The sequence below is a fragment of the Caproicibacter fermentans genome, from assembly GCF_009746625.1.
In the GTDB taxonomy this organism is placed as follows: domain Bacteria; phylum Bacillota; class Clostridia; order Oscillospirales; family Acutalibacteraceae; genus Caproicibacter; species Caproicibacter fermentans.
Genome location: NZ_VWXL01000047.1, coordinates 14,927 through 41,151, shown reverse-complemented (window position 1 = coordinate 41,151; position 26,225 = coordinate 14,927). Strand labels below are relative to the sequence as shown.

Genomic DNA, 26,225 nt, shown 5'->3' with positions numbered 1-26,225 from the left:
TTTTTTTGCAAGAGCTATTCGGAAATTTTTAAAAAAATCCGATGATAGGAATGAAATTGAAAAAATATGGAAATCGTGATAAAATAAAAAGTAAAAAATAAACAATAAAATTCAAAAGGGGATCTGCATGACATACCAAATCTTATTGATTTTAGCGTTCACGCTGATGTCGGCTTTTTTTTCTGCCAGCGAAACAGCGTTTACAACTCTGAATAAAGTGAGAATTAAAAGTTTGGCGAATAACGGGAACGCGCGTGCCGCCGCAGCTTTTCATCTGGCGGAGAATTACGACAGCCTGCTTTCCACGATTCTGATCGGCAACAATATTGTCAATATTGCGGGCGCTTCCATTGCGACGATTGTCTTTACAAACTTATACGGGAGCGCAGGCATTACAATTTCCACCGCCGCCATGACGGTGATCGTATTGATTTTGGGGGAGATATCCCCAAAGTTCCTTGCTAAGGAAAGTCCCGAAAGTTTTGCGCTTTCGGCTACTCCGGCGCTGACTTTTTTCGTTTTTCTCTTCACGCCCCTGAATTATCTTTCCTCATGGTGGAAGAAGCTGCTGGGGCATCTTTTTAAGCGCAAGGATGAAAAAAAAGTTACGCAGGAGGAGCTGATGACTTTCGTCGACGAAGCTCAGAACGACGGCGGCATCGATGAGCGCAACGGGGAGCTGATTCGCTCCGCGATCGAGTTTAACGACCTTGATGCGAACGACATTTTAACTCCAAGAGTAAATATCGTAGCGGTTGATCAAAAAATGCCTATGGAAAAAATCACCGAGCTGTTTTTAAATACAAATTATTCGCGCCTGCCGGTTTACGAGGAATCCATTGACAATATTGTGGGTATGATTCATGAGAAAGACTATTTCCGGGCTTTGCACCGGGGAGAACCCAGTGTTTCACAGATCGTAAAAAAGGTTTCTTATGTCGGCACGGGCATGAAGATATCGGATCTTCTGCGGCTTTTGCAGCAGGTAAAAACACATATGGCCGTTGTTGTCGACGAATTCGGCGGCACGGAAGGCATCGTGACAATGGAAGATATTCTGGAAGAGCTTGTAGGAGACATTTGGGACGAACATGATGAAGTGATCGATTATTTTAAGAAGATAGACGATTTGACTTATGAAGTCAACTGCGCGGCAAACCTGGATGATATGTTTGATTTTTTCGACCTGAAGAAATCGGATGATGAATTCGATTCCGTGACGGTCAGCGGCTGGGTGATGGAACAGCTTGGAAAAATACCCGCCGCGGGGGATAATTTTGAATTCCAGAAAATAAAAATCACGGTATTAAAGGCTGCCGCCAGACACGCGACAATGGTAACGTTTCTGCTGCCGTGTCCGATCAATGAGGAACAGGACCGGAGAAGCAGCGAATGATTCGTCGGGAAAGCAGGGGGTGTTTATGTCCGAGTCGCTCATCACCAAAAAGGCGATTGCACAATCCGTCAAGGAACTCATGAAAAAAGAGGATCTCAGAAAAATATCGGTCGCAGACATTGTGCAGCACTGCGGAATCAACCGCCAGACGTTTTATTATCATTTTAAAGATAAGTATGATCTTGTAAACTGGATTTACTACAACGAGGTTGTTTCCGCCGTCTCCTCCCGCAAGACCTTTCAGGACTGGAGCGATGTTCTGCTTGAAATCCTTAGCATCATGAAACGAGAAAAATTTTTTTACAGAAACGCGTTGAATGTGACAGGGCAGAACGCTTTTCAGGATTATTTTTTCACTCTGACGAAAAGCCTGCTGGTAGAGATTGTCAACGCGGTGGAGGACGGGAAAGAAATTCAGGAAGCGGATAAGAATTTTATCGCCGAGTTCTATACATACGGTCTGGTCGGGATCGTAATACAGTGGGCTCGCAGCGGAATGAAAGAACAGCCGCAGGAATTGGTGGACAGGTTGAAGTATTTCATCGACGACAGCAAAAAGGTTGCGGCCGCGAGATATTTGGGCGGGATTGCCGACCAATCCAAAGGGCCGGACCGGCGTTAACACCAACGCGTCTTTGGGGTTTGGCAGTGGCGCTTTACCGCTTTGTCTGAAAAAATCAAATAACACCGTCCTCCAGTTACAAACCGGTTCAGGATCATTCGGTCGTTATCCGAACTGAGAAGAAGCAGCGGCTTGCTTCGGGAAGTTAAGGAATATTTCATCAGCCTGTTTACAGCCAGACGGCAGGCGCTGTTTTGGCCTCCCTGCTCCGCAGCGTAATACCAGCCGAACAGACAGCCATATTTTGCCATACAGTTGATGAAGCCGTCGCTGCAGCATGATTTAGCCGAGGAGGATCCTATTTCAGCGATATAGCCGAACAGGCATTTCTGTTTTTTTAAAATTTGAAAGAAACGGCTGCATTCAGCAACCATTTTTTCAGGCTCGATCCGGGTGTTGATTCTAACGGATAAAATAATGTTTCCGGCCTTCGCGATCTCCCCGGCGAGATTTTCATTGATATCGTTCCCATCAGCGGCAATATAAAAGACACAGTCCCTGTTTTTTCGGCATATGTCGAGAATCCTTTCACGAAAACGGAGAGGACGATAACCGCAGAGGACGAAGAAATAGATTCCTGCTTCTTTTGCCGACTTTACCTTTTCGGAAAGCCGACCGGGTGAAAACGGGAGGGACCCTTTCGGCTGCTTTTCCACGGCAACCCGCTCCGGTTCAGAAAGAATGGCGATACGGTTATAGCACATATTAGTACCGACAGTTTTTAAAATGAAATGGTCCACATTCTGAACCATCGAGGTTATCATGCGGTAGAAACAGCTTCTTGGATTTTCCGCCTCACGGCGTATCTTTGACATCGTGCTTTCACCGAACAGGTCCTCGGTCATGTAGCTGAACAAATCCACCGCGTTTTTCATGCTTCGGCGGGGGTCGTCCACGATTTTCCGAAGAGCAAGGTCCACGGTTGCCCCGATTGCGGCTCTTTTCATAACGGAATCAAATTTCATGCTGATCACCCCCTTTTTTTAAAATACCTTTTTGCCGAAAGGCATAAAATAGACAATTTTATAAAAGTGTCATATTTTTTTACAATTTTGTCGGATTAATATGACAGGCAGGGAAACTAAACAAGAAATCGGTAATTTATATCCGCGATCTGTTAAAAATAAGGCTTTCCTCCCGCCGGCAATATGATATACTTTTATTGCAGGACTGAAAAAGTTGAGGTGTATGTCACTGTGAAGGCTACGGAACTTTCCCTTATATTGCCGGTCAAAAATGTTGAAGAAGAAATTGTGGGTGTTCTCGATTTTATTCAGAAGCAGACCGAGAGCGTGAGCTCGGAATTAATTGTCGTCGACATGGGTTCCACTGACCGCACGGTTTTGCAGGCGGTTCGCCGGATGAAGGATATGGGACTTCACGGTTATGTGATTCAGAATGGAAATTCAACGGCTTCCGCAGCGCTGAATACGGGTATCCAAAAGGCGGACGGCAGTTACGTTTCCTTTGTATTTGCCCGCAGATTATATGAAAATTTTATTTCTGTTTATCTGGAAACGGCGAAGCGGACAAAAGCTGATTTCGTATTCGGCTGTACGGGCCGGGAGGAAGCCCGCGCAGCCGAGCGCCGTTCGCTGAGCAGCGCGATTCTTCACCGCGGCGGGGGTCAGTATTTGAAGAACTGGGTTCTCCACGGCTCCGCCATTGACATTTCCGCCGTTTTAATCCGGCGCGGATTCCTGCTGGACCGGCAGATTGAATTTGAAGAATCCTGCCGTTACGGTTATTCGGAGGAGTTTATCGCGCGATGCCTGCTGCTTTCGGACTCTGTCGTGCAGGCGCCCGTGGTGCTGAAACGAAACGAAATTAGCGAACTGAAGCGCGGAAAACAGAAACCGGCGGGCACGGATATTTTTCAGCGCGTGGAGTCGGTCCTTCGCGTTGCGGACGCGGTCAGAACCAACTGCCCGGGGGATACGGAACTGCTTCGGCTGATCGAACGGGTCCGAGCGCCGCAGGCCGTCATGAACGCGGTCGACGTCCTGCTTCGCGAAGGGAACGATATTCGCTCCGTACGGGGGTGCCTCCAGGCTTTTGGCTATAATCACTTACTGACGGTTGACCGCAGAATGGACCCGGGATTGAGAAAAAGCATTCTCCTGTGGCGCTTTTCGCCCGGACTGTACCGTCCAAAATAAATAATTTTTCTGGGGCTGTTGCAAAATGAATTTGCGATAGCAAATTGCACAAAGGAATAGCTCCAAAAGCAAGAAAGTGCGTCTTGAAGCGGCTGCCGAAGCCCAATCAAGGCGCATTTTTTGTGCAATATTTTTCGTCGAGGCTATTTTGCAACAGTCCCTTTTTTTCAAGGAAATCGCAGCCGATGCGAAAAAATACTCGAAGTTTTCAATAAAAACAACCCGCTCGTGAATCTAACAGATGAGCGCGAAATGAGGAAATGAGGTGCGGCAGTGGACGACACATCCTTCTTTGAAAGGACGGACCAATTGAAACGAAGATTGTACCGGATTGCTTTCGGCTATCTCGGGAATGAAAACAGCGCGCTGGAAGCCGTGGACGAAGCAATCTTCCGAGGGTACGGTGCGAGGAAAAAATTGAGGAGGAAAGAGTTTTTTGAAACCTGGATGACCCGCATTCTGATCAATGTCTGTAAAAAGGAGTTAAAGCGCGGCAAACGGGAAACTTCGGTGGAGACGATTCCGGAACAGGCGCGGGAACAGTATGACGCACTGCCGCTCAAAGAGGCGGTCCGCCGCTTGCCGGAGGAATTGCGCAGCGTGGTTGTGCTGCGGTATTATGCCGGGCTGACCGTCGCCGAGACCGCGCAGCGGCTTGGAATTCCGCAGGGGACGGCGGCAACCAGACAGCGCAGGGCGTTGGAACTGTTGAGACTGGAGCTGAAGGAGGATTTGGAATGAACCGTATGGAAGAATTTATGACACTGCAAAGAGAATTGGAAAATGAACCTGCGGCGCTTCAAAGCACGACGCTGCGCTGTCTGGAAAGGGTCGGCAGGGCCAGAAAAAGAGCGCGCTTTTGGAAGATACCGGTTTCCGCAGTCGCGGCGGCTTTGGCCTGCTTTGTCATATTGGCAAACACCTCCGTCGCATTTGCACGCTCCGTGGGAGGAATCCCTCTGCTCAGCGATCTTGCAAAAGCGGTTACGTATGAGCCGGGGCTGAAAGCTGCGATTGACAATGAGTATGTGCAGCCCGTCGGACTGTCGCAGACAAAGAACGGAGTGACCCTGTCCATTCCGTATTTGATTGCCGACAAAAGTCAGCTGGTTCTGTTTTATTCGCTCCATTCCGCCGACGGACAAAGTCTTGAACTGCGGGGCGCGGGCCTCGATGGGCTGACCGATGAATTTGGGAAAAAAGTCGAATATGCTTCTGACTGCGAGGAACCGGAAAACGGCGCGGAGGCGCTGCAAAAAATCCATTACCAGTTTACAAACGGCTCTGAAACGCCTGAAAAGATTCACCTTGAGTTGATTGCGGCGGACAGGTCCGCGGTTGCGCCGGACGCGCCAGCGGCGGCGAATTTTACCATGGATGTTTCGATCGACCATTCCCTGTTTCAGGAGCCGGAAAAATTCGGAATTCAAAAAGAGTATTCCGTTTTAGGGCAGAAGCTCATCGTTCAGTCGGCGGAAATTGCTCCGACTATGACGAAAATCACGCTGGACACGCCGAAAACCAATACCGCGTTGCTCCGTAATATCGCGTTCAGCCTGTCGGATGAACAGGGAAATGTGTGGAGCGGCAGAAAAAACGGGATAACCGCGACCTTTGATCCCTCCGGCGACAATGTTCGCGACGTTTATCTGGAAAGCAATTATTTCTCTCATTCCAAGCATTTGTATCTTAAACTGGAAAGTATCGGCTGGCTGCCGAAATCGATGAGAACCGTTGAAGTTGATGTGAAAAATAAAACGGCTTCGCCGCTTTCGGATTCCATCCGGATGACGCAGCTGGAACAGAACGGCAGCCGCCTGAATCTGACGTTCGAAAAACCCATTGACGGAATGAATCTTTCGCAAATTTTCAGCAGCGTTTATTCCGATTCCGCCGGAAACTGGGATGTGAAGTCGTTCAGCGATCGCAGCAGCGAAAATCGAATGGAAGAAATCGTTTCTGTCAATCATTGGAAGGGCGGAATCATTTATCTGACGCGCGACTGGACGCCGCCCGCCGTTCCCAACGAACCGGTTGTCATAACGCTGAAATAAGGTGCGAATCCTCTTGACAGGGAATACTATGCTATGTATAATATATCCTAATCGGAGGTATTGCCTTGGACACACAGCTGAAAAAAGGAGTTTTGGATATCTGCGTGCTGGCGGCGGTCAGCCGAAAGGATTCTTACGGCTACCAGATTATTCGCGACGTTTCGTCCTGCGTAACGATTTCCGAGTCAACGTTGTATCCGATTCTGCGGCGACTGGAATCCGGCGGATTTTTAGCGGTATATTCGGTGGCGCACAATGGAAGGCTGCGAAAATACTATCGGATTACGGATACGGGGCGGCGGAAAATCAAAGATTTTTTTGAAGAGTGGCAGGATCTGGTTCGGATTCATGATTTTATTTGTCAGGAGGCAGAAACCGATGAATAAGAAACAGTATTTTCGTCGGCTGAAATTTCTATTAAGGTCTCTTCCGCGCGGCGAGAGGGAAAAAATTCTTCAGTTTTACCGTGAAATTCTGGAGGATAAAATAGAAAACGGGATTCCGGAAGAAAATGCGGTAAACGAGCTGGGCGATGTTCATGTACTCGCACAGAAAATACTGGCGGAAAATCCGGTGAGGAGACAAATGTCACCGGGAAAAATCGTTGCGATCGTCCTCGTGTCATTTTTTGGTGTCGTCCTGGTCGCCGCCCTGACTGCCGCCGCTCTGGGCTTCGCTGCATACACACAGGTGAAAACGAGCGCAACGGCCTCCTCGTCAAGCACCCGGGACGGCGGTGAGAAGGAATCAAGAACTTATGCCGCGGCAGCCGACGGTGTTTTGACGGTTCAGGTGAACGCGGAAAACAAAAAGATTGAACTTGTTTCAACCGACGGCGACCAGATCACGGCTCAATACTGTACGGCACAGGACCAGGTTTACAAGCTGTCAAATCAAAACGGCGTTTTTTCCGTAGCCAACAAGGACTTAAGCCACGGCAGCAGATTTCCGGATTCATGGATTAACGGGTCCGTGATCGATCCGGCGGATCTGATTACGGTGAAGATTCCGAAAGATTTCGCGGGCGATATCACGGTGGAAACATCGAACAGCGCCATCGCCGCTTCGGACTTTTCTAAGCTGGGCGGCTTCCGCTGTGAGACCAGCAATTCCGCCATCTGCTTGTCCGGAATTTCCGCGCGGGATGTCAAACTGGAATCTTCAAACGCGCTCATTTCGATGGAAAACATCTCAACCGCCGGGCAGCTTTCGGCGCGAACGGACAATGCCGCGATTTCTCTGGAAAGGATCGCGTCGCCGGATATCAAGCTGGAAACCACCAACGGAATGATCCGCGGGACGATTCAGGGTCGGGAAAACGATTATACGATTGACGCGGACACCACCAACGCGGTCAGCAATCTGCAAAGCCGTTCCGGCGGGGAAAAGAAGCTGTCGGTTCATACGTCGAACGGATTGATTCACATTGATTTCGACGAATAAAAGCACGGCCCCGCTGCGGTACGAAACAGCGGGGCCGTGTTTCGTTGATACGAAGCTACCGAATATTGTTTCCCTTAATACAATCCACAAATGTGGCCCCGGTCCAGACGGCAATCCCGTAGGCAAAGAGGGTTTGCATGGACAGGGGAAACAGGATACAAGACCCAAAAAATAATGACCAAATTGGCTGCAAGAGGATTAAAATGCCGGGGACAACCAGCACGAGAAAGCGGGCCAGGTTGAACCGCCCGCCATCATGCCATCGCGAAATCAGGCTCGGAATTCGGGTCAATCCGCCGAAAACCATCGGCGTTACGGTTCGGTAAACGACAACCCAAGTCATAGTATAGTATCGTTCACCTTGAAGCTTTAAATACTGCTCTCCTTTTGTGATCAGGTACAAGAAGCCGAAAACACACAGCAACTCCAGGACACAATCAATCAGTTCGTGCTTTTCAACGGATTCCCTCCTCTTTATGATTTGGCTTTCCTTTCATACAGTCCAGAAAAACAATGCAGGTCCAAAAGCCCAGAGGCCCCAACACGTTAACTTTCAGAACAAAGGGGAACGAAAGACCCACGGCGGCAAGTGGCTGCAATAAAACCAGAAAGCCGGGCACAGCCAGAATAAAAAAACGAAGCCGGTCGAACCGGTTGTCTCCATGCAGACGATTAATCAGGCCCGGGAACCTGATTGCCACGCCGGCCGCGCCACAGAGCAGCGTAGCCGCATAAATGGAAAGAGGAGCAGTCTTTTCGGCAGGCTCAAAGAAATTACCCGGATTGAAATTGCTATGAATGAAAACCAGTAAAAACAAGACTGCAAAAAGCGTTGCATCATTCCAAATGCTGTTGCGCTTCAGAACGTTTCTTTTTGAGCTCTGAAAACTTTTCTTTGATTTTATTTTCAGCTCGGTAAAAATCTCCGCGTACACGGTACATAAACGATGAAGAAGATTTTTCACTTTAATTACCATCCCCCAGCTTAATTGTATGGGGATGGATTAAAACTGTCAAGTTCTGTGACCGTACCGATTGAGACCTCGCGGACGGAATGCTTTTTCCTGTTTTTTCTTGAAGCATTTCCGGCGCTATGCTATAATGATCTGTAATCCAAAGCATGGGAGGAAATTTAATTTGGCAGCAGAAACCCCGCTTTTTTCTCAGGCCCAGACTCTTGAGAATGATGAAGCCGTCAGGGAAGTCCGCGGAATCATGGCGCTGCGGGCGCGCGGAAGCGCTCCGACGGCGCTGGTTCGCACCTACGGGTGCCAGCAGAATGTTTCCGACAGCGAAAAAATCAAAGGCTTCCTCGCTCAGATGGGCTTTTCGTTTACGGAGAATGAGGAAGATGCGGATTTTATCTTATTTAATACCTGCGCAGTCCGGGAGCACGCGGAAGACCGGGTCTTCGGCAATGTAGGAGCTCTGAAAAACGTCAAGCGCCGCCATCCGTCCACTTTGATCGCCGTATGCGGCTGTATGATGGAAGAGGAAAAGGCGGCGGAGCGGATTCGCTCCGTGTTCCCGTTTGTCGGCCTTGTGTTCGGCACGCATGTGATTCATCGTTTTCCTCAGCTGCTGCTGCGCGCGCTGACGGAAGAAAAGCGCGTGTTCGAACGCGGCGACGACAGCGAGGACCGTGAAATTGCGGAAGGGCTTCCGGTTCGGCGGGACGGCGCCGTCAAGGCGTGGCTGACCGTGATGTACGGCTGCAACAATTTCTGCTCCTACTGCATCGTGCCGTATGTGCGCGGCCGGGAACGCAGCCGCGAGCCCCAGGCGATTCTGGAGGAGTTTCGCGGCCTGGTTCGCGACGGATACAAGGACATTACCCTGCTGGGCCAGAATGTAAATTCCTACGGAAAAACGCTTAAGACTCCGGTCAGTTTTGCGCGGCTTCTGCGCATGCTGGATGAAATCGACGGGGATTACCGGATCCGTTTTATGACCTCTCATCCCAAAGACCTGACCAAAGAGCTGATCGATACCATCGCGGGGGGCAGACATATCAGCCATCATCTTCACCTGCCGTTCCAATCCGGGAACAACCGCGTTTTGAAAGAGATGAACCGCGGCTATACCCGGGAGCAATATCTGGACCTGATTCAATACGCGAAAGAAAAAATTACAGACCTTTCGCTGACTTCCGATGTGATTGTGGGATTTCCCGGGGAAAGCTATGAAGAGTTCCTCGACACGGTTGACCTGATCCGCAGGGTGGAATTTACTTCGCTGTTTACGTTTATCTATTCTCCCCGGACGGGAACAAGAGCGGCGGGGCTGCCGGACCCGATTCCCGCAGAAGAAAAGTCAAAATGGCTGCGGGAGCTGTGCGCCGAGCAGGAAAAAATCGCCGCCGTTCGGTGCGCTTCCTCCGTCGGGACGGTGCAGCGGGTCCTTGTTGAGGAAAAGAACCCCAAAACCGGTCTGTTAACCGGGCGCACGGATGGAAATATTATTGTTGATTTCGCCGGGGATCCGGCTTTCATCGGCAGTTTTGCCGAGGTTCGCATCACCAGCGCGCGCAACTGGATCTTGGGCGGGGAGCTGGCTTAATTATTTATTAGAAATTAGGAGGAGAACTGATCATGGATATTATTCAAATGACAAGAGAACTGGGCAAAGAGATTCAGAAGGACGAGCGGTACCTGAAAATGCAGCTTGCGGTGCAGAATACCGACAATGACGGGCAGCTTCAGGATCTGATCGGCCAGTACAATCTGAAACGGATGGCGCTGGAATCGGAGGCGCAGAAGCAGGACCGAGATCAGGAGAAAATACAGGCTTACAACCAGGAGCTGGGGGGCCTTTATGAAACGATCATGAAAATTCCGAACATGATCGCCTATAACGAAGCGAAGGCGGAGATTGACACCCTGCTGCGCCGGGTTAACGCGATCATTGAACAGAGCGCCTCCGGCGCCGACCCGGAAACGGCCGACTATGTCGAACACTCCTGCGGCGGAGAATGCGGTTCCTGCAGCGGCTGCCACTGAGTGGTTTCTTCCCCGATTCAAGCGAATGCCGGATTGAATGATTAACGGAGGCGGTCAACTAATATGGCGGAATTATCTCCCATGATGAAGCAGTATTTTGAAATCAAGAAACAGTACCCGGATACGATCCTTTTTTTCCGCCTCGGCGATTTTTACGAGATGTTTTACGACGACGCGAAGCTCGCTTCGCGCGAACTGGAGCTGACGCTGACGGGGCGCGACTGCGGGCAGGCGGAGCGGGCCCCGATGTGCGGCGTCCCGTTCCACAGCTATGAAACCTATGTCGCGCGGCTGATTTCAAAGGGCTATAAAGTCGCCATCTGCGAGCAGATGGAGGACCCGGCGCTGGCGAAAGGGCTGGTGAAGAGGGACATCATCCGTGTCGTGACACCGGGAACCGTACTGGAAAACAGCATGCTGGACGAGTCAAAGAACAACTATATCTGTTCTCTGTGCATTTCCGGCACGCAGGCCGGCGTTTGTTTTGCGGATGTTTCCACCGGGGAGCTGCACGCGACCACGCTGTACGGAAAGAACGCGGAGGAGCTGACCCAAAGGCTGATCAACGAGCTGAGCCGGTTCTCCCCGCGTGAAATTCTGATCGGTCAGGAAGCGCTTGACTTAAGCACGCTTCCCGATTTTATCAAAAAACGTATGAGCGTCAGTCTGGAACTGCTTTCCGGAGACGACTTTGCCGCAGAAACCTGCGCCCCGCTGGTGCTGGAGCAGTTCCATAAGGACGATCTGGATGAGCTGGAGCTTTCCGAAAAGCCGGAAATCACACGCGCGGTCGGCGCGCTGCTGAAATACCTGAAACGGACCGAACGCGCCGGGCTGGAGCGTATGGAGGACCTGGACCTGTACAGCGGAACCCAGTACATGCGGCTGAACCTGAATACGCGGCGGAATCTGGAGCTGCTGGAAACCATGCGGAGCAAGGAAAAGCGCGGTTCGCTTTTATGGGTTCTGGACCGGACGAGGACCGCGATGGGGAAACGGCTGATCCGCAGCTGGATCGAAAATCCACTTTTAAGCCCGGCGCAGATCGGCCGCCGCCTGAACGCGGTGGAAGAGCTTCTTGACGACAGCATCCTTCGCGACGGCCTGTCGAACCGCCTTTCGGGAATTCACGATCTGGAACGGCTGATGTCCCGCATCGTTTACGGGAATTCGAACGGCAGGGAGCTTCGGAGCCTTTCCTTCGCGTGCGAATCGCTTCCCATGCTTAAGTCGCTGCTCAAGGATTCCCGCTCCGAAATGCTCCGCGGCATCTGGGGGGAGATTGACGAGCTTCAGGATCTCCGCGGGCTGATTGAACGCGCGATTGTGGACGAGCCCCCGTTTTCCGTGCGGGAAGGCGGCGTGATTCGCCCCGGATTCAGCGAAGAGCTGGACCATCTCAAAGGCGACATGAGCGACGGGCGCGGAGTGATTGCCCGGATTGAGGCGCAGGAGCGCGAACGCACGGGAATCCCGAAGCTGAAAGTCGGGTACAACCGCGTGTTCGGCTATTACATAGAAATCAGCAACGCCTACAAGGACCAGGCGCCGACCGAATATATCCGCAAGCAGACCCTGACAAACTGCGAGCGGTTTATCACCCCGGAGCTGAAAGAGCTGGAGGGCCGCATCCTTGGCGCGCACGACAAATCCGTTCAGCTCGAGTATCAGCTTTTTGATTCCGTCAGGAAGCGGGTGGCGGCGCAGATGAGCCGCGTGCAGAAAACGGCCGCCGCCGTCGCGCGTCTGGATGTTCTGCTCTCGTTCGCTCAGGTTTCGGCCGACCGGAAATATATCCGGCCCACCGTAAATCTGAATGGAAAAATCATTTTGAAGGAAAGCAGGCATCCCGTTGTCGAGGCGCTTTCCGAGGAACCGTTTGTTCCGAACGACGCGGACCTGGACCGCGAGGAAAACCGGGTTGCGATTATCACCGGGCCGAATATGGCGGGAAAATCCACTTTCATGAGGCAGATCGCCCTGATCGTCATCATGGCGCAGATCGGTTGCTTCGTTCCGGCGGCGAGCGCGGAAATCGGCATCGTGGATGCGATTTTCACCCGGGTCGGCGCGTCGGACGACCTGGCCTCGGGCCAGTCCACCTTTATGGTGGAAATGGCGGAGGTGGCGGAAATCGTGAAGGAAGCGACAAGCGACAGCCTTTTGATTCTGGATGAAATCGGCCGCGGCACCTCGACGTTCGACGGCATGAGCATTGCGCGGGCGGTGCTGGAATATGTGGCGGACCGCAGGCAGCTTGGCGCAAAGACCCTGTTCGCGACCCACTACCATGAGCTGACCGAACTGGAGGAACTGATTCCGGGGGTCAAGAATTACAACATCGCGGTTAAGAAGCGCGGGGACGACATCACCTTTCTGCGCCGTATCATCCGCGGCGGAGCGGACGACAGCTACGGGATTGAAGTAGCCAAGCTGGCAGGTGTTCCAAACCGGATCATCACGCGCGCGAAACAGATTCTGGCGGAGCTGGACAGCGGAAACGCGGTGCCGCAGCAGAAGGGGAACGTGAAAAAGTCAGAGGACCCCGAAGACGATATGCAGCTTGCGCTGATCCCGCCGAACCAGACGGAGATTCTCGACAAGCTCGGCGGGCTGGACGTCAATACCCTGACTCCGATCGAGTGCATGAACACGCTGTTTGAACTGACGAAGCTTGCAAAGTAAACGGGTTTTTAGAGGAGGGTATGGATTGGCTAAGGGTCTTCTAAAAGACGGGCGAGAGCTTTTGATTCGGCCGGCGGAGGAGAACGACGCGGAGCGGCTGGTGGAATACATGAACCTTGTCGGAGGGGAAAGCAATTTCCTCACCTACGGGGAAAACGAATGCCGGTTTACGGTCGAAGGAGAAAAGCGGTTTCTCCGGGATCAGAGTGAAAATCCGGCCAATCTTTTTCTGGTGGGTTTTGTCGGCGGCGAGCTGGCCTGTTCCGCGAACCTTGCGGCGGAAAGCAAGAAAAGAATCGCCCACAACTGCGAACTGGGCATTACCGTACGAAAGAAATACTGGCGGCAGGGCGCGGCGAGCGCCCTATTGACCGAACTCATCCGTTTTGCAAAGGAAAACGGAACGCTGAAAACGATTCACCTCGACGTCTACGCAAATAATGCGAATGCGATCCGCCTGTATGAAAAATTCGGGTTTCAGGCAGTCGGGCGAATCAGAGATTATTTTCGGGTCGGCGACAGATATTACGATGACCTGATCATGGATTTGTATCTATAAAAGAAAAATGGGAAGAAGGGCGCGCTGTGGGAAAAATCAATGTGCTGGACAAACACGTCGCGGAGCTGATCGCCGCGGGCGAAGTTGTGGAGCGCCCGGCCTCCGTCGCCAAAGAACTGGTGGAAAACGCGGTCGACGCGGGTGCGACAGGCGTTACGGTCGAAATCCGAAACGGGGGGACTACTTTTCTGCGTGTCGCCGATGACGGCTGCGGCATTGCACGGGAAGACGTACCGCTGGCTTTCCTGTCTCACGCAACCAGTAAAATTTCCGGCCGCGAGGATCTGGACTCGATTGCCACGCTCGGCTTTCGGGGCGAGGCTCTGGCTTCCGTCGCCGCCGTGGCGCGTGTGGAGCTTCTGACCCGCACGGCGGAAGAGCTTGCGGGGACTCATTACGTGATCGACGGAGAAGGGGAACATATCTGCGAAGACGCAGGCTGCCCCAAGGGCACGACCTTTGTGGTGCGCGATCTGTTTTACAATACGCCGGCCAGAATGAAATTTCTCAAAAAGGACGTAACCGAGGGCAACGCGGTCGCCGCCGTTGTGGACAAAGCGGCGCTGTCCCATCCGGAGGTTTCGTTCCGCTTTTTGAGGGATGGGAGGGAAACGCTCCACACGCCGGGGGACGGCCGGGTGAAATCCGCCGTTTACGCGGTTTATGGGAAGGAGTTTACCTCCGGAATGATCCCCGTTGAATACGAGCTGAACGGAATCAGGCTGAGCGGCTTTGTCTGCAAACCCTCCGCGGCAAGACCGAACCGGAGCATGCAGAACTTTTTTATCAACGGCCGCTTTGTCCGCACGCGGACCGCTTCCGTCGCGCTGGAAGAGGCGTTTAAGGGGTCTCTGATGGTGGGGAAGATTCCGTCGTGCGTACTTCATCTTCGGATTCCGCTCGGCACGGTGGACGTCAACGTCCACCCGACGAAGCTCGAAGTGCGGTTTATTAATGAAAAGCCTGTTTTCGACGCCGTTTATCACGGCGTGAAAACCGCTCTCAACCGCGGGGATACCCCAACGGTGCTTTCACTTCACGGGGAAAGCAGGACGCCGCTTGCCTCCGTTCCAAACGCGGTTCAGATTCGTTTCCCCGCAGAGCCGGAGCAAAAACCGGTGGATGCCCGCTTTCCGCAGGTTCCACCGCCGGCACGGGAAAAAAGCTACGCCGTGAACGATTCGGCGTGCGACATCGAGGCGGATGATCTTCCGGAAGTTTCAGCGCCGGTGCCGCGCGCGGTACCGGCTTCCGGTTTTGGGGCGATGACAGTTCCGAGGAGGCCGGAGGAGGAAGCCGGCAGTTCCCCGGCAGCAGCCCTGTCGCGCGTGGAAAAAAATCCAGAACCGGTCGCGCCGGCTGCGGAAACGCGTGAGGAAACGCAGGAAGAGCCGGAACGGCTGATCGGGGAAGCGTTCGGCACTTACATCGTGCTGGAGCGCGGCGAGTGCCTTGTGTTTGTCGACAAGCACGCGGCGCACGAGCGGATGCTGTATGAGAAGCTGAAGAACGAGGGCGGAGATGCGTTCTGCCAGATGCTTCTGGAGCCGGTGACGGTCACACTCGAAAAAAACGAGTACTCTGCGGTGCTTGAGTCGCTCGATCTTTGCAGACAGGCCGGTTTCGAGCTGGAGGATTTCGGCGGCGGGACTGTGCTGGTGCGCAGCGCCCCGATGATTCTGAATGACGGGGACATTTCCGGGGCTGTGATGGAAATCGCCGGTTATCTCGCCGAGAATAAGAACGATCTGACAACACGGAAGGTCGACTGGCTGTACCATAATGTTGCCTGCCGCGCGGCGGTCAAGGCGGGCGACAATACTTCCCCGATGGAGCTGGCCTTGCTTGCCCGGCGGGTGGAGCGGGAGGATGTCCGGTACTGTCCGCACGGCAGACCGGTTTCTTTCCTGCTTAGAAAAAAAGATCTTGAGCGTCAGTTTGGGAGGATACAGTGATGGACCGGATTCCGGTCGCCGCGGTCGTCGGCCCGACCGCCACAGGGAAGAGCCGGCTTGCGGTGGAACTGGCCCTGCGGCATCGGGGCGAGGTCGTTTCCGCCGACTCCATGCAGATTTACCGAGGCCTGGCCATCGGTACGGCACAGCCGGCACGGGAGGAGATGAGGGGCGTTCCCCATCATCTGATCGGGTTTCAGGACCCGGAGCGGCCGTTCAGCGTCGCCGATTATGTTGCACTGGCATCGGAACGCATCCGGCAAATCTCAGAACGCGGCTGTATGCCTTTCCTGGCGGGAGGGACGGGCCTGTATGTCGCTTCCCTGCTTCGTCACCGGAGCTTCACTCCGGAGGGCCGGGACGACGTGCTGAGGGAAAGTTTGTTTCACAGGGCCGAAGCACAGGGACCGCTCGCTTTGTGGGAAGAACTGAAAGGCTTTGACCCCAGGTCGGCGGAGCGGATTCATCCGAACAATATCGCGCGTCTTGTGCGCGCCATCGAGATTTACCGCACGACGGGGACGACCATGACCGAGCAGGTCGAGCGGTCCCGGCGGGAACCGTCGCCTTACGACGCGTGCCTGATCGGTCTGGATTACCGCGACAGAAATAGGCTTTATGAAGCGATCAACCGGCGCGTCGACAGCATGGTGGAGGCAGGACTGGTGAGGGAAGCGGAACGGGTGCTCGGCCTGCCGGCCGGAACGACCGCCCGGCAGGCGATCGGCTATAAGGAGTTTCTCCCGTATTTCAACGGTGAATGCAGCCTTGAGGAAGCGGCGGAACAGGTCAAACGGGAGAGCCGCCGTTACGCGAAACGCCAGCTTACCTGGTTCCGGAGGCAGGAGCAGGTTGAATGGATTTACCTTGATGAGGAACCCGATTTTGGCTCCGTGTGCCGCAGAGCGGATGAAATTCTTCTGAAAAAGGGGTGGGTCCTGCAATGAACAGCCCCTTGCTCAGACGGCTTGCGGCGTCGGCCATTGCGCTGCTGCTGCTGCTGTACGTCGGGTATCAGGTTTACAAATCTCATTACACGGGGATTCAGACCGAAACCGCTTCTTATTTTACCGCTTCCGATTCCGTGCAGGTGAACGGAATCGCAGTCCGGGACGAAGTTCCGCTGAAAAGCAGCGGCGGCGTGATCGATTATGTTCTCTCTTCCGGCGATAAAGTCGCGAAGGGGGGCATTGTGGCCAAGGTTTATTCGAGCGCGCAGCAGGTGACCGCCCTCCATAAAATGGAAAGCGTGGATGACGAAATCAAACAGCTGGAGGAATTGCAGTCGCCGGGTGATACCTATGCGGCAAGTCCGGATTCCCTGAACGAGCAGATTCACCGCAAGTTGTCCAATCTTCTTGTACAGACGGTGTCCGGCTCCCTGTCATCGCTGAGCGAGACGCGGGAGGACTTGTTGTATCTTCTGAACGAACGACAGATCATTACGGGAAAGGTCACTGATTTCACCGCCAGGCTGAAGGAGCTGCAGGCGGAGCGCACAAAGCTGAATCAGCAGGCGGGTTCCGCCCTGAGTGAGATTGTATCGTCGGATTCGGGCTATTTTATCTCTTCTACCGACGGTTTTGAATCCGCGGTTGATTTTTCAAAGGTTAAGACCCTTACCTGCGACCAGATACAGGCGGCCCTGGACGCAAAGACGGCCTCCGATTCCTCCATCGGGAAGATCAGCAGAAGCTATGAATGGTATTTCGTGTTCACGGTTTCATCCGGGCAGGCCGCGGGGTTCAGGCAACTGGCGGACGGAGGTACCGTATCCCTTCGGTTTCCGTTTGTTTCAAACGTAACCGTTCCCGCTTCCGTCGCGGCCGTCAACCAGGCCGGCTCCGACTCTAACGCGGCCGTAATTCTTCAGTGCAGCAATATGAATTCCGAACTGGCGTCCATCCGCAAGGAGACGGCCCAGGTAGTCGAACGGGAATATACCGGAATCCGTGTCAGCCAGAGGGCGCTCCATTTTGAAACCGTAACAAAAAAAACAAAAGATGAAAAAGGGAACGTTAAAACGACTAAAAAGGAAGTTAGCGGGGTATATGTTCTTCATGGCAGCCAACTCAGCTTTCGTCAGGTCGTGCCGCTTTACAGTACGGATAATTATGTGATCTGCGATCCGAACCCGGATATGAAGACTCTGATGACGGACGAAACCATCAAACTGCATGATGAAGTTGTTGAGGAAGGGACTGATTTATATGACGGAAAAGTTGTCCAGTGATCTGGAACAGCGTTTTTTGGATGTTGAAGAGAATTTAAAAACAGTTCGTGAACGGATTGCGGAGGCCGCGGTCAAGAGCGGGAGAACGCCGCGGGACATCACTCTGCTGGCCGCGACCAAAACCGTTTCCGCGCAGGTCATCAACCACGGAATTGAGCTTGGAATCGATCATATCGGGGAGAACAGGGTTCAGGAGCTGGAGGATAAGTTTGACTCCTACGACCTTTCGCACTGCGAGCTTCAGTTTATCGGCCATTTGCAGACCAATAAAGTGAAATATCTGATCGGGCGCGTTTCCATGATTCAGTCTGTCGATCAGGAAAAACTGGCAAAAGAAATTTCTAGATTGAGTGAAAAACAGAATCTTACGACCGATATACTGATTGAAGTGAATATCGGGCATGAGCCGAATAAATCAGGCGTTTTGCCCCAGAATCTGTATGAACTGGTGGAAACGGTCTCGCTTCTTCCGGGAGTACGCATCCGCGGACTGATGGCAATTCCTCCGGCCGGAGCATCGGAAAAAGAGACGATGAATTATTTTTTGCAGATGAATCAATATTTTGTTGACATAAAGAGCAAAAAAATAGATAATGTAGCTATGGACTTTTTATCAATGGGAATGTCTGCCGACTATCCCCAGGCAATTCTTGCAGGCGCCAATCTGGTCCGGGTAGGCACGGCTTTGTTCGGACCGAGAAATTATAATAGATAGGCTTTTGGAGGTGCTCATTTTATGCCCGGATTTGTAGAAAAAATCAAGGACATGTGGAATCCGCCCGAGGACGAATACGAATACGACTATGCGGAAGAGCCGGAAGAGGTAGATTCAATGGCTGGTGACAAAAGAGAAAGCGAAGCTGAAATGCAGCAGCGTGAATCCGCAAGACGCATGCAGGCGATCAATTCGGGGAATAAGGTTGTCAATATCCATGCCACGGCTCAGCTTCAGGTGGTTCTTTTTAAGCCGGAGCGCTTTGGGGAAGAAACCTGCGCTACTGCGGACGAGCTGTTGAAAATGCACACCGTTGTTCTGAATCTTGAAAACACCAACAAGGATGTTTCGCGCAGGATCATTGATTTTCTCAGCGGAGTTGCCTACGCCAACGGCGGAAAAATCAAGCGCGTTGCAACCAGTACGTTCATTATAACGCCGTACAACGTCGACCTGACCGGGGACGATGTTCTGGATGAGCTGGAAAGTAACGGCGTTTACTTTTAATGGAACAGAAACCGGGTTCGGCGGCGCTTGAATCCAGATTCCGCGACCTCACGCGCCTTTCCTCATCCGGCGGCAGAGCCAGGTTCATGGGCTTTCTCGATGAGCGGGAGGCTTTTGCAGTTCATGGTTTCGCACAGCGGGAAAAAGAGCGGTGCACGATGCTTTGGGGCGGCTATCCCGATGCGGAACGCGTGATGTTCGGCGCGTTCCCCGACTTTATGCAGCCGGATGGGGACGCTTTTCCCATTGCGGCAGTGACTGCGGCTTTCCGAAAATGCGACAGGCTTTCCCACAGGGATTTTCTGGGGGCGCTTCTTCATGCCGGAATTGAACGAAGCGCCCTCGGGGATATCCTTGTTGAGGAGGGCCGATGCGTTTTTTTCTGCCGGGATGAAATTTCCGGATTCCTGATTTCTCAGATTTCGAAAATCGGCGGCATCGGCGTCCGCTTGTCAGAAGGATACGGCGAACCTCTGCCGCAGGCGCATCATTTTGAGGAATGGACCGCCGTAATCGCTTCCGCGCGACTGGACTGCGCGGCCGCGGCGGCGGTCTCCACAAGCCGGGAGAAAGCTTCGGAGCTGATTCGTTCCGGCTTGGTGCAGCTGAATCATGAAACCGTCGTTTCTCCTTCGGAAGAAATCCGGGAGGGCGATAAGCTTTCCGTCAGGGGAAAAGGCCGGTTTGTCCTTGACCGGGTGGGACCTGTCACCAAAAAGGGCAGACTTATCATAAGGGGCCGAAAATATTTGTAGTAGGGGTGTGTTTTCTATGCTTTCGATGAACGACATTATTAACGCCAGTTTTCGTAAATCAGGTTTTTCCGGATACAAAACCGACGATGTCGACGTCTTTATCGATCAGGTCAGGGATACTGTCGACCAAATGCAGAAAAAAGAGGTTGAACAGGAAGAGCTGATTGATAAGCTGAGGGCTGAAAATCAGCAGATGACCGAAAAAGTGAAAATTCTTGCCAATAAGGTAGAGGAGTTCCGCTCTCAGGAGGATGAAATCAAAAATGCCCTGATCAGCGCCCAGAAGGTTGGGGATGCCTCCGTGCGCGAAGCGCGCCACAGGGCGGAGATCATCCTGAAAGACGCCAATCTGAAAGCCGAGCATATCGAACAGGAAGCGCGCGAGAAAACCGAGGAACAAAGAAAGGAAATGGAACGTCTGCAGCGGGCTGTTTCGGATTTTCGCTCCCATTTGCTTGCCGCATATAAAGAACACCTTACCCTGATCGACGCCTTGCCCTCCAACAAGCCGGAGTCAAAGCAGGAAGCGGCTGTGCCCGCGTCTGTTCCGCTGCCGGAGCCGGAACCTCAAAGTGCTTCTGCCGCTCAAGCCGGCGAGGAAGCGCCCGAGATGTTCCAGGCCGATATCTCCTGCTTTGAAGCCGAGCCGGCGCAGGATTAAAAACCGCACGAATTCTAAATCTTAAGGAGAGAGTCAACCAATGGATTATAAAAGCACCCTGAACCTTCCAAAGACTGATTTCCCGATGCAGGCGGGCTTACCGAAAAGGGAGCCGGATCTGATGGGAAAGTGGCAGGAGGAAAAACTTTATCAGAAAGTTTTGAAAAAGAACGAAGGCCGTCCTCTTTATGTGCTGCACGACGGCCCTCCGTACGCAAACGGAAACATCCATCTGGGAACCGCTCTCAATAAGATTCTGAAAGATATCATTGTCCGGTACCGCAATATGGCCGGTTACAAGGCCCCTTATGTTCCCGGGTGGGATACCCATGGCCTTCCGATCGAACGGAAGGCGATCGACAGTGTCGGGCTGGACAGCAGGAACGACGATCCCGTTTACTTCCGGAACCAGTGCAGGGACTTTGCCTTGACGCACATCAGCAGCATGACCGAACAGTTTCAGCGGCTCGGCGTGATCGGCGACTGGGAGCATCCCTATGAAACGCTCAGCCCGGATTTTGAAGCGAAGCAGATCGAAGTATTCGGCGAGATGGCGTTAAGAGGTTATATTTATAAGGGCCTGAAACCGGTTTACTGGTGCGCGCATGATGAAACGGCTTTGGCCGAGGCGGAAATCGAATACAGCGAGGATCCCTGTGATTCCATTTATGTAAAATTTCGCGTGACGGACGATAAAGGTCTGCTGACGGCCAAGGGTGCGGATCTCTCAAAGACGTATTTCGTGATCTGGACGACGACGACTTGGACGATTCCGGCGAACACGGCGATCTGCCTTGGCCCGGATTTCGATTATTCCCTGGTAAAAGCGGGGGACGAGTATTATGTTCTTGCGTCCGCTTTGACGGAAGCAACCATGCGGGAAGCCGGCATTTCGGAATATGAAAAGATTGCCGAATTTAAGGGCAGCGAGCTGGAGCATATCCGCACGGTGCATCCGTTTATCGACCGCCCGTCTCCGATCATCCTCGGCGACCATGTCACGCTGGAAAGCGGAACCGGCTGCGTTCACACCGCCCCTGGACACGGAATTGAAGACTATGACGTCTGCCATAATTTTTACCCGGAAATTCCCGTAATTGTGCCGGTCGACAGCCGCGGCAGGATGACCGCCGAAGCAGGCAAACGCTTTGAAGGTCTGACCACGGAAGAAGCGAACGGCGCCATCCGCGATTATCTGAAGGAAATCGGCGCCCTGCTTGCCGTAAAGCACATCATCCACCAGTATCCGCACTGCTGGCGCTGCAAGCATCCGGTGCTGTTCCGCGCCACGGAGCAATGGTTCTGCTCCGTGGAAGCGATCAAGGACAAAACGGTGGAAGAGATCAACAAGGTACAGTGGATTCCCGAATGGGGACGCGACCGCATCACTTCCATGGTCCGCGACCGCAAGGACTGGTGCATTTCGCGCCAGCGCCTTTGGGGAGTACCGATTCCGATTTTTTACTGCAAGAACTGCGGGAAAGAGCTTGTCACCCGCGAAACGATCGAGGCGGTTGCGGCCGCTTTCCGGAAAGAAGGCTCCAACGCATGGTTCAGCCATTCGGCGGAAGAACTGCTGCCGAAGGGAACACACTGCGATTGCGGCTGTACGGAATTCACGAAGGAGACCGACGTCATGGACGTTTGGTTTGACTCCGGCTGCAGCCATGCTGCGGTTCTGACCACCCGCGACGACCTGCACTGGCCGGCAGAGCTTTATCTGGAAGGGAACGATCAGCACCGCGGGTGGTTTCAATCCTCGCTTTTAACCAGTGTTGCCTGGAGGGGACAGGCCCCCTATAAGGCGGTGCTGACGCACGGAATGGTCATCGATCTGGAAGGGCGCAAGATGTCAAAGTCCCTTGGCAACGGCATCGCACCAGGAGAAGTCGTCCAGAAGTACGGCGCCGATATTCTCCGTCTTTGGGTTGCTTCCAGCGATTATCAGGCGGACGTTCGTATTTCCAATGAAATTTTGAAGCAGCTTTCCGATGCGTACCGGAAAATCCGCAACACCGCCCGCTTCATTCTTGGAAATCTTTCCGACTTTACACCGGACAGGGATATGGTTTCCCCCGACCGTCTTCTTCCGATCGACCGCTGGGCGCTTAACCGCTTTAACGGCCTGCTTCAAGGGGTTGACAAGGCGTATCGGAACTTTGAATTCCACGCCGCCTATCACGCGATTCATAATTTCTGCGTGGTGGATATGTCGAATTTTTATCTCGACGTGCTGAAAGACAGACTTTATGTGGAAAAGGCGGAGAGTGAGGAGCGCCGCGCGGCGCAGACCGCGATGTTCCTGATTCTTTCCGGTCTTACCCGTCTGGTTGCCCCGATTCTTGCCTTTACCTCGGATGAGATCTGGCACAGTATGCCGCATCTGAGCCGCGAGAACCAGGAATTTGTCATGCTGAACGACCTCCCGAAGCCCGTGGACGTGAATGCGGACGAGGAATTCGTCGCAAAGTGGGACCGGATTCACCAGATTCGCGATGAAGTGAAAAAGGCGCTCGAAATTGCCCGTATGGACAAGACGATCGGCGCGCCGCTTGACGCGGAAGTTCAGCTTTACTGCACCGGCGAACTTTATGATTTCGTAAAGTCGGCGGAAGATGAGCTGAAGACCGTTTTGATTGTCTCCGGCGTGGAAGTTTTCAGCGATGGGTCCGGCACGTTCCAGGGCGAGGAGCTTCCGGAGCTTTCTGTTTCGGTTGCGCATGCTCACGGGGAAAAATGTGCCCGTTGCTGGTGCTACAGCGATTCGGTCGGCACCGATCCGGAGCATCCGGATATCTGTGCCCGGTGCGCGAAAGCGCTCGAGTAACACGAAACTGTATAACCGTGCCGGCAGCCGGCAAAGGCTGCTCGGTACGGCTTTTTTGTTATGGGACGGCTTTGTTGGGGTTTATGGTTCTTTTTCCTATCTTTTTGTGGACAAACTATGAACGCGCCTCTATAATAAATAGAGTGAACCGTAACGAATGAATTTTCTGATAAGGAGATGTTTTTTTGCCTTTGATCATACTGCTTCTGTCGGTTCTGGTCATTGCAGCAGACCAGGTTTTAAAGCTGCTGGTGATTCAATATTTAAAGCCGGACGGGGTAAAAACGATTTTTGACGGCCTGCTGTCTTTTGTCTATGTGGAAAACCGGGGAGCGGCGTTCAGTATTCTTCAAAATCAAAGATGGCTGTTTATTGGGATCACACTGGTGATCTGCATCCTGATTATTTACGCGCTGTTCCGCTACGGAAATCATGAGTTCTTTTCTTACGCAGCCTCCGCACTGATTGTGGGCGGCGGAATCGGAAATTTGATCGACCGCATTTTAAAGGGCTTTGTTGTGGACTACATTCATGTTTCCTTTTTTCCCGCGATCTTCAATTTCGGCGATTGCTGCGTGACGGTGGGAACCGTGTTTTTAATGATACATGTCCTGTTCTTCGCGGATGACAGTCACGGCGCGGAAAAAGTTCTTCGGACCAAATAATGATGGAATTGCAGCATAAAATGGTAGAAGCGGAGCAGGCCGGTTTGCGGCTGGACAAGTTTCTCAGCCTGAGCATGGAGAATGTGACCCGGTCCGCGGCGGAAAGATGGATTGACGACGGGCTTGTTACAAAGGACGGGCGGCCTTTGAGCAAAAGTTATCGCTGCGCAGAGGGGGATTTTCTTGAAATCCGGGTTCCGGACCCTGTCCCTCTTGAAGTCCGGCCGGAAAAAATTCCGCTTGAAATCGCCTATGAGGACGACGACCTGCTCGTGGTGAACAAACCAAAGGGCATGGTGGTTCATCCTGCGCCCGGTCATCCGGACCGAACGCTGGTCAACGCGCTGCTTGCGCATTGCGGCGCGTCTCTTTCCGGAATCAACGGAGTGTTGAGGCCTGGAATTCTGCATCGGATCGACAAGGATACCAGCGGACTGCTGATTGTCGCAAAAAACGATTTCGCCCATCAAAAATTGGCGGTTCAGATTAAAGACCACAGTTTCACGCGGATTTACGAGGCGGTTGTACACGGCAATCTGAAGGAAGACAGCGGTACGGTGGATGCGCCCATCGGGCGCCATCCGGTTGATCGGAAAAAGATGACCGTTACCAAACAGAATTCCAGAAACGCCGTGACTCATTATCAGGTCATTGCCCGGTACTGCGGGTTTACCCATATCATGCTGAAGCTTGAGACCGGGCGCACCCATCAAATTCGGGTGCATATGGCCTATTTGGGCCACCCGGTGGCGGGCGACCCCGTCTACGGACCGAAAAAGCCGGCTCCGGGCCTGGACGGTCAGTGCCTGCATGCCAGGCTCATCGGCTTTGTGCATCCCCGCGACGGAAGGTATCTGGAGTTTTCCAGCGAGCTGCCGGCTTATTTTACGGATTTTCTGAATCGGCTTACTTTGCTTTAGCTTTCTAAAGGGATGGGACCAAAATGGATGAGGAATCCCGGCAAAAAAAGCTTTTGATTTTGCTGGCGGCGGTGATCTGTTCGGTTATGATCGGCTACAACGCCTTTTATGTGCCGGACGCGACCGTCGCCTGGAGACAGGAATCTTCTTCGCGGTCGGAAACACCGGCTTTTTTCTCAAGCGGATCGGAACCGGCGTCCTCCGATTCTGCGGTTTCTGCCGGCGTGCGGAGTGCCGCTTCATCGGGCTTGTCTTCGGCGGTCCGAATCAGCGGCAAAGTGAATATCAATACGGCGACCCCGCAGGAGCTGAGCGACGGGTTAGTCGGAATCGGAAAAACACTGTCTCAGCGCATTGTTGACTACCGCGAAAAAAACGGGCCGTTCCGCTCGATTGAAGAAATTAAGAATGTATCGGGAATCGGCGATAAAATTTTTGATCAGATACGGGACTCTATCACAACTTAAAAAGAATTTTGAAACGGGCACCCAATCAAGGAGATGCGCGGCAAAGCCTGATTCTGCTCTGTTTATATTGCGTTTTTCATAGTTTTATGGTACCATATGCTATAGATGGGGATTTCATCCATCCGGGTCCTTTTAAGGGGGGTCTTATTGATTTATATTCTATATATGCCGTTTATCTGGATTGCCGTCATGGTGCTTGCCGCTGTTCTGGAAGCTTCCACGGCGCAGCTGGTTTCCATCTGGTTTGTTGTGGGCGGAATCGGGGGACTGATCGCCAGTCTTGTCGGAGCCTCGGTTTCCGTGCAGGTGCTTATTTTTGCGCTTGTATCTGCGGTTACGCTGATTGCCACAAGACCGTTTGTCAAAAAAGTTCTGGATTTTAAAACGACCGGAACAAACGCGGATCGTTATCTTGGAAAGATTGCCGTCGTGACTGTTGAAATTAACAATACGCTTGGCGTGGGTCAGGTCAATGTTCTGGGGAGCATCTGGACGGCGCGTTCGTCCGACGGCTCCGTCATCCCTGTCGGATCGCGCGTATCTGTTGAATCCATAGACGGTGTGAAACTGATCGTCCGTTTGAAGACCGATTAATTTTTATGG

The 26,225-nt window shown here is 52.8% G+C and carries 25 protein-coding genes; 23 read left to right on the top strand and 2 right to left on the bottom strand.

The genetic code is table 11. The features are described 5' to 3' along the window. The first annotated feature begins 127 nt into the window (after nt 1-127). Nucleotides 128-1,396: an HlyC/CorC family transporter gene (locus tag CAFE_RS06955; RefSeq protein WP_156990183.1), complete on the top strand. Its 1,269-nt coding sequence runs from the start codon at nt 128-130 to the stop codon at nt 1,394-1,396. A gap of 25 nt (nt 1,397-1,421) precedes the next feature. Then, entirely contained in the window at nt 1,422-2,018 is a 597-nt protein-coding gene (gene dhaS / locus CAFE_RS06950; RefSeq protein WP_066642529.1) for a dihydroxyacetone kinase transcriptional activator DhaS, read from the top strand. On the opposite strand, the gene CAFE_RS06945 is transcribed toward dhaS, so the two are convergent. Then, on the bottom strand, nt 2,015-2,983 hold the full coding sequence (locus CAFE_RS06945) for a hypothetical protein (protein ID WP_156990182.1): 969 nt from the start codon (nt 2,981-2,983) through the stop codon (nt 2,015-2,017). The two genes, dhaS and CAFE_RS06945, sit on opposite strands and share 4 nt — an antisense overlap. Before the next feature lie 231 nt (nt 2,984-3,214). Between CAFE_RS06945 and CAFE_RS06940 the strand changes: the two genes are divergently transcribed. The 5 genes from CAFE_RS06940 (at nt 3,215) to CAFE_RS06920 (ending at nt 7,674) form a co-directional block, all read left to right on the top strand. Further along, on the top strand, nt 3,215-4,177 hold the full coding sequence (locus CAFE_RS06940; protein WP_166525085.1) for a glycosyltransferase family 2 protein: 963 nt from the start codon (nt 3,215-3,217) through the stop codon (nt 4,175-4,177). Nucleotides 4,178-4,486: 309 nt separating this feature from the next. Then, nucleotides 4,487-4,918 carry a sigma-70 family RNA polymerase sigma factor gene (locus CAFE_RS06935; RefSeq protein WP_156990180.1) on the top strand — a complete coding sequence of 144 codons (432 nt, stop codon included), beginning with the start codon at nt 4,487-4,489 and terminating at the stop codon, nt 4,916-4,918. Next, nucleotides 4,915-6,231 (top strand): DUF4179 domain-containing protein, encoded by a 1,317-nt coding sequence (locus CAFE_RS06930; RefSeq protein WP_156990179.1) that lies wholly within the window; start codon nt 4,915-4,917, stop codon nt 6,229-6,231. The genes CAFE_RS06935 and CAFE_RS06930 overlap by 4 nt, the downstream gene beginning before the upstream one ends. Nucleotides 6,232-6,296: 65 nt before the next feature. Beyond that, nucleotides 6,297-6,617, top strand: a complete 321-nt coding sequence (locus CAFE_RS06925) for a PadR family transcriptional regulator (protein WP_066642516.1) — start codon at nt 6,297-6,299, stop codon at nt 6,615-6,617. Beyond that, a complete protein-coding gene (locus CAFE_RS06920; protein WP_166525084.1) occupies nt 6,610-7,674 on the top strand; it encodes a DUF4097 family beta strand repeat-containing protein in 1,065 nt (354 codons plus the stop codon). The genes CAFE_RS06925 and CAFE_RS06920 overlap by 8 nt, the downstream gene beginning before the upstream one ends. Before the next feature lie 455 nt (nt 7,675-8,129). Here CAFE_RS06920 and CAFE_RS06915 read toward each other — a convergent pair whose 3' ends face one another. Beyond that, complete coding sequence (locus CAFE_RS06915; protein ID WP_156990177.1) at nt 8,130-8,639, bottom strand: hypothetical protein; 510 nt, start codon at nt 8,637-8,639, stop codon at nt 8,130-8,132. Nucleotides 8,640-8,811: 172 nt separating this feature from the next. Between CAFE_RS06915 and miaB the strand changes: the two genes are divergently transcribed. The 16 genes from miaB to CAFE_RS06835 all read left to right on the top strand — a co-directional run bounded on the left by miaB (nt 8,812) and on the right by CAFE_RS06835 (nt 26,216). Next, a complete protein-coding gene (miaB, locus tag CAFE_RS06910) occupies nt 8,812-10,233 on the top strand; it encodes a tRNA (N6-isopentenyl adenosine(37)-C2)-methylthiotransferase MiaB (protein WP_233452739.1) in 1,422 nt (473 codons plus the stop codon). Between the two features lie 32 nt (nt 10,234-10,265). Continuing rightward, nucleotides 10,266-10,673, top strand: a complete 408-nt coding sequence (locus tag CAFE_RS06905; protein WP_156990175.1) for a YlbF/YmcA family competence regulator — start codon at nt 10,266-10,268, stop codon at nt 10,671-10,673. A 63-nt stretch (nt 10,674-10,736) separates the two neighbouring features. After that, nucleotides 10,737-13,358, top strand: coding sequence for a DNA mismatch repair protein MutS (mutS, locus tag CAFE_RS06900; RefSeq protein WP_156990174.1), 2,622 nt, complete (start codon nt 10,737-10,739; stop codon nt 13,356-13,358). Between the two features lie 25 nt (nt 13,359-13,383). Further along, entirely contained in the window at nt 13,384-13,917 is a 534-nt protein-coding gene (locus CAFE_RS06895; RefSeq protein ID WP_066642502.1) for a GNAT family N-acetyltransferase, read from the top strand. Between the two features lie 26 nt (nt 13,918-13,943). Further along, nucleotides 13,944-15,872 carry a DNA mismatch repair endonuclease MutL gene (gene mutL / locus CAFE_RS06890; RefSeq protein WP_330593873.1) on the top strand — a complete coding sequence of 643 codons (1,929 nt, stop codon included), beginning with the start codon at nt 13,944-13,946 and terminating at the stop codon, nt 15,870-15,872. After that, entirely contained in the window at nt 15,872-16,819 is a 948-nt protein-coding gene (miaA, locus tag CAFE_RS06885) for a tRNA (adenosine(37)-N6)-dimethylallyltransferase MiaA (RefSeq protein ID WP_156990173.1), read from the top strand. The genes mutL and miaA overlap by 1 nt, the downstream gene beginning before the upstream one ends. After that, nucleotides 16,816-18,105, top strand: coding sequence for an HlyD family efflux transporter periplasmic adaptor subunit (locus tag CAFE_RS06880; RefSeq protein ID WP_066642495.1), 1,290 nt, complete (start codon nt 16,816-16,818; stop codon nt 18,103-18,105). Before miaA ends, CAFE_RS06880 begins: the two co-directional genes overlap by 4 nt. Further along, a complete protein-coding gene (locus CAFE_RS06875; RefSeq protein WP_066642493.1) occupies nt 18,083-18,820 on the top strand; it encodes a YggS family pyridoxal phosphate-dependent enzyme in 738 nt (245 codons plus the stop codon). The genes CAFE_RS06880 and CAFE_RS06875 overlap by 23 nt, the downstream gene beginning before the upstream one ends. A gap of 21 nt (nt 18,821-18,841) precedes the next feature. Continuing rightward, nucleotides 18,842-19,327, top strand: coding sequence for a cell division protein SepF (locus tag CAFE_RS06870; RefSeq protein ID WP_066642491.1), 486 nt, complete (start codon nt 18,842-18,844; stop codon nt 19,325-19,327). Next, nucleotides 19,327-20,082 carry a YlmH/Sll1252 family protein gene (locus CAFE_RS06865; protein WP_066642489.1) on the top strand — a complete coding sequence of 252 codons (756 nt, stop codon included), beginning with the start codon at nt 19,327-19,329 and terminating at the stop codon, nt 20,080-20,082. The genes CAFE_RS06870 and CAFE_RS06865 overlap by 1 nt, the downstream gene beginning before the upstream one ends. Before the next feature lie 16 nt (nt 20,083-20,098). Beyond that, nucleotides 20,099-20,743: a DivIVA domain-containing protein gene (locus CAFE_RS06860; RefSeq protein WP_066642486.1), complete on the top strand. Its 645-nt coding sequence runs from the start codon at nt 20,099-20,101 to the stop codon at nt 20,741-20,743. A gap of 40 nt (nt 20,744-20,783) precedes the next feature. After that, nucleotides 20,784-23,570 carry an isoleucine--tRNA ligase gene (gene ileS, locus CAFE_RS06855; protein ID WP_156990172.1) on the top strand — a complete coding sequence of 929 codons (2,787 nt, stop codon included), beginning with the start codon at nt 20,784-20,786 and terminating at the stop codon, nt 23,568-23,570. A gap of 185 nt (nt 23,571-23,755) precedes the next feature. Further along, entirely contained in the window at nt 23,756-24,235 is a 480-nt protein-coding gene (gene lspA, locus CAFE_RS06850) for a signal peptidase II (RefSeq protein WP_066642480.1), read from the top strand. Beyond that, a complete protein-coding gene (locus tag CAFE_RS06845) occupies nt 24,235-25,155 on the top strand; it encodes an RluA family pseudouridine synthase (protein ID WP_233452738.1) in 921 nt (306 codons plus the stop codon). Before lspA ends, CAFE_RS06845 begins: the two co-directional genes overlap by 1 nt. A gap of 23 nt (nt 25,156-25,178) precedes the next feature. Next, nucleotides 25,179-25,622, top strand: coding sequence for a ComEA family DNA-binding protein (locus CAFE_RS06840; protein ID WP_066642474.1), 444 nt, complete (start codon nt 25,179-25,181; stop codon nt 25,620-25,622). 147 nt (nt 25,623-25,769) lie between these two features. Further along, the gene (locus tag CAFE_RS06835) at nt 25,770-26,216 is read left to right on the top strand and encodes an NfeD family protein (RefSeq protein ID WP_228725047.1); all 447 of its coding nucleotides are present in this window, start codon (nt 25,770-25,772) and stop codon (nt 26,214-26,216) included. Nucleotides 26,217-26,225 lie beyond the last annotated feature (9 nt).